This is a genomic window from Streptomyces sp. NPDC057638 (assembly GCF_042800315.1).
GTDB lineage: Bacteria > Actinomycetota > Actinomycetes > Streptomycetales > Streptomycetaceae > Streptomyces.
Map to the genome: position 1 here is coordinate 1 of NZ_JBHVHF010000480.1, position 4,014 is coordinate 4,014.

At 73.7% G+C, this 4,014-nt stretch carries 4 protein-coding genes and 1 pseudogene; 2 read left to right on the forward strand and 3 right to left on the reverse strand.

Features of this window, described 5'->3' with window-relative positions:
* Nucleotides 1–113: 113 nt before the first annotated feature.
* Nucleotides 114–344 carry a DUF4287 domain-containing protein gene (locus tag ACFVIM_RS33575; RefSeq protein ID WP_384309706.1) on the reverse strand — a complete coding sequence of 77 codons (231 nt, stop codon included), beginning with the start codon at nt 342–344 and terminating at the stop codon, nt 114–116.
* A 99-nt stretch (nt 345–443) separates the two neighbouring features.
* Between ACFVIM_RS33575 and ACFVIM_RS33580 the strand changes: the two genes are divergently transcribed.
* A complete protein-coding gene (locus ACFVIM_RS33580) occupies nt 444–770 on the forward strand; it encodes a hypothetical protein (RefSeq protein WP_384309709.1) in 327 nt (108 codons plus the stop codon).
* A gap of 110 nt (nt 771–880) precedes the next feature.
* Here ACFVIM_RS33580 and ACFVIM_RS33585 read toward each other — a convergent pair whose 3' ends face one another.
* Both ACFVIM_RS33585 and ACFVIM_RS33590 read right to left on the reverse strand, forming a co-directional pair.
* A complete protein-coding gene (locus ACFVIM_RS33585) occupies nt 881–1,864 on the reverse strand; it encodes a hypothetical protein (protein ID WP_384309715.1) in 984 nt (327 codons plus the stop codon).
* A 323-nt stretch (nt 1,865–2,187) separates the two neighbouring features.
* Nucleotides 2,188–3,408: an acetyl-CoA C-acetyltransferase gene (locus ACFVIM_RS33590; RefSeq protein WP_384309712.1), complete on the reverse strand. Its 1,221-nt coding sequence runs from the start codon at nt 3,406–3,408 to the stop codon at nt 2,188–2,190.
* Between the two features lie 381 nt (nt 3,409–3,789).
* On the opposite strand from ACFVIM_RS33590, the pseudogene ACFVIM_RS33595 reads away from it, so the two are divergent.
* Nucleotides 3,790–4,014, forward strand: a pseudogene (locus ACFVIM_RS33595) (hypothetical protein); the annotation flags it as partial.

The window sequence follows — 4,014 nt, forward strand, 5'->3', positions numbered from 1 at the left end:
GGGCATCAGCCCACGGGCCCTTCCCGTGTGTGTGGTGTGGTGGTCAGGTCCCTCTCCCGGGCCTCACAGGAGCGGTGCGGGGCCCGGGGCCGGTGGGGGCCTGGACCGTGTTCCTAGAGCAGTCTCCGGGCCGCCCGCCGCAGGTCGTACTCGTGGATGATCGCCTTGGCGTGACCGTAGGCGAGGTTGTGCTCGCCGCGGAGCCAGCTCACCTTCTCCTCGAAGCGGATCAGGGCCGGGCCTTCCTCGACCGTCCGCAGCCAGTCGGAGATCTCCCGGCCCGTGCACGCGGGGATGCGGGAGAGCAGATTGCGGTGGGTCTCTTCGGAGAAGACTGGGGACATCGGCGCCTCCGGACGCGTCGCGCGTGAGCTCCTTCCCGCCACCGTGCCCGAGCACGGGCGTATTGGCAACACTCACGGGCGGGTGCGTAGGGTCGGCCCGTGCTGGATACGACAGAGCTGACCGAGACCCTCACCCGTTTCGCCGACCGGGTGCGCGCCGCCCCGCAGAGCCGCCTTGAGCGGGGTGTGGCGGCGGAGGCGCTCGGGTTGGCCAGGGAGTTGGCACTCCGTGCCCAGCGGGTGGAGAACCCGGACCGGGCACCGATGACCATGCCGGACGCCGGGATGTTCGCCCTCGCCGATCAGCTGATGGTGGCCGGAAATGATCTGGTCGAGGCGTGGCGTGTGGCCCCGCCCCGCCGTAGTGGGGACGTGGACGACGCCGTGGAACTGGTACGCGCGGCGGCGGAGCGCGCGTTCGGCTGAGGACGGCGCGCGGCGGCGTGGGCCGTCCGGGCGGCGTGGGCCGTTCCCCGCCGGTCAGCGGTCAGCGGTCAGCGGTCAGCGGTCAGTGGTCGCCGGTCACAGGCCAGAGGTCAGAGGGAGGCGATGACGCGGTCGGCCAGCAGATAGACCGTCTCGTCGCCGCAGCTGAAGGTCAGGGCGTAGGCGCCCGCGACGCCGGAGCCGCCCAGCAGGACCGGGGTGTCGCCCGAGCGCAGCGCGTGGGCCAGCCGCTCGGCGGTCTCCCGGTGGCCCGGGGTCATACAGAGCGTGGTGCCGTCCGCGAAGACATAGACGTCGAGGGTGCCCAGGGGTCCTGGCCGTACGTCCGCCAGCTCGGTGCGCTCGTCGGCGAGGTGCTCCAGCTTGGCGACCGTGCGCTCGTGGTCGGTGATGACCGGCGAGGGTACGGGGGTGAAGTCCGGGTGGGAGGGGTGGCGGCGGCGGGCGGCGGCCAGCTCGGGGGAGTCCGCCGTGTACTCGGTGGCCTCGGGGAGACCGGCGAGACCGGTGAGGTTCCCCGGGTCGGGCCGGTCCGTCCGGTGGGTGTGGTCCACGCGCTCCGCCGGGTCCGCCCGGTCGAGCGGGGCGGGCCACTCGCCCCGGTCCGGCAGCGGGTCCAGGGCGCCCTGCGGTTCGGGGGCGAGGCCGTCCAGCGGGGAGAGCGGGGCGAGCCGGTCGAGTTCGCGGTGCGGATCGCGGTGGTCGAGCTGGTGCAGGGGCTCCAGCGCCTCCAGGCCGACGAGGTCGGCCTGGCGCGGCACGTAGTACGGAAGTTCCTCGGCGAAGGGTGCGGCGGCGGTGCCCTCGGCGTCGTCGCGGGTCTCCTGGGCGGCCCAGAAGGCGCGGGCGTCGGCCAGCTCGCGCTCACGCTCCTCGGCGAGCGCGTCGGCGACGGCGGCGCGTATCTCGGCGGCCGGGGTCGGGCGGGCACGGGGCACGGTCGGCCGCGCGGCCGCGCGGGACAGCTCGGCGCGCAGGGCGACGATCTGCCGACGCAGCCCGTGGACGGCGTACAGCGCCGCCGCGCCCACCACCGTGGTCGCGGCGGTGGTCAGCAGCAGGGCGAGAGACATGGCGCTCACTGACGTACTCCTGGATTCGTCGACACCCCCGACTTCCTACATCAGCTTGCGGTGGGACGGCACTGGCTGTCAGTGCATTACGTCACAAAAGGGACGGGACTTTTGGTCCGATGTTTACCCCGACCCGGGTTTGACCTGGGGCGGAAGGGCTGGTTCTGCCTTTAGGTCACATCATGGCCGATATTTGATCACGCTCCGGCCCGGGGCCCGTCGCGGTGCCGAACGGGCCCCGGCGGCACCGTCGGCCACGGGGCCGGCGGGCCAGAGGGGCGGCTGGTGCGGGCGAGGGCGGGGTGAACCCTGGGGTGGATGGGTCAGGAGAGGCGTTCCAGAACCATGGCCATGCCCTGGCCACCGCCCACGCACATGGTCTCCAGCGCGAACTGCTTGTCATGGAACTGGAGGCTGTTGATCAGGGTCGTGGTGATCCGCGCGCCCGTCATGCCGAAGGGGTGCCCCACGGCGATGGCGCCCCCGTTGACGTTCAGCTTGTCGAGGTCGACGCCGAGGTCCCGGTAGGAGGGGATGACCTGCGCCGCGAACGCCTCGTTGATCTCGACCAGGTCGATGTCCCCGATGGTCAGCCCGGCGCGGGCCAGCGCCTGACGGGACGCCTCCACCGGTCCGTACCCCATGATCTCGGGGGAGAGCGCCGAGAGGCCGGTCGAGACGATCCGGGCGAGCGGGGTCAGCCCCAGCTCACGGGCCTTGGTGTCGCTCATGATCACCAGGGCGGCGGCGCCGTCGTTCAGCGGACAGCAGTTGCCCGCCGTGATCAGCCCGTCCGGCCGGAAGACGGGCTTCAGTCCGGCGACGCCCTCCAGGGTGACGCCCGCGCGGGGGCCGTCGTCCGTGCGGACAACCGTGCCGTCCGGGGTGGTGACCGGGGTGATCTCCCGCTCCCAGAAGCCCCGGGCGAGAGCCGCCTCGGCCAGGTTCTGCGAGCGGACGCCGAACTCGTCCATGTCCTGGCGGGTGACGCCCTTCAGCCGGGCCAGGTTCTCCGCCGTCTGCCCCATGGCGATATACGCGTCCGGAACGAGCCCGTCCGTCCGGGGGTCGTGCCAGGAGTCCGCGCCGCCCTCGGCGGTCTTCGCGGTGCGGGCCTCGGCCTCGGCGAAGAGCGGGTTGTGCGTCCCGGGCTGGCCGTCGGAGGAGCCGAAGGCGAACCGGGAGACCGTCTCCACGCCCGCCGAGATGAAGACATCGCCCTCACCGGCCTTGATGGCGTGCAGCGCCATCCGGGTCGTCTGGAGGGAGGAGGAGCAGTACCGGGTGATGGTGCACCCCGGGAGGTGGTCCATCCCCAGCTGTACGGCGACGATCCGCCCGAGGTTGTGGCCCTGCTCGCCGCCGGGCAGTCCGCAGCCGAGCATCAGGTCGTCGATATCGCGGGGGTCGAGCGCGGGGATCTTGTCCAGCGCGGCCCGGATGACGGTCGCGGTCAGGTCGTCGGCCCGCAGGTCCTTGAGTGATCCCTTGACGGCCCGGCCGATGGGGGAGCGGGCGGCGGAAACGATGACGGCTTCGGGCATCGGGCGACTCCTTGACGCGAGGGCGGGGGCCGAGGAGGAAGTTACCGGCACGTAAAGGCGGGGTCACGGGGCGTGGACTGTGAGCCCCGCCTCAATTCTAAGCGAGCGCTCATTTGTGCCGGGGTGGAGACGGGAGGGGAGGTGTGCGGCGAGGCTGGGGTGGGTGGGGTGGGTGGGGGCCAGGGACGGGCTGGGTGAGCGGGGCCGGAGGTGCGCTGCGCGGGGCGTGGGGCGCGCCGGGCGGGAGCCGGGTGCGCCGGGTGACGGGCCGTGCGTCCGGTGACGGCCGGGCCGGGCGGGCCGTGGGTGTGGTGAGGGGGCGCGCTGGACGAGGGGTGGGCGGGGAGTGTGCGGGGCGCGGCGCACGAGAGGGGTGGGCGGGTGCGGGACCGGGCGGGCCGGTCCCGTACCCGGTCTCAGGAGGCGGTCCTCCTCGGCCCGGGCCGCACCGGCGGCGGGGACGGCGGTGGCGCGGAGGGCCGGGACGGCGTCGAGGCCGCGGGGGACGACGGCCCGGTGGCGCGCTCGGCGGCCTCGGAGCCCACCGGTACCGGCCCGTCCGGGCCCACCGGTACCGGCCCGTCCGGGCCCGCCGCCTCCGGGGAG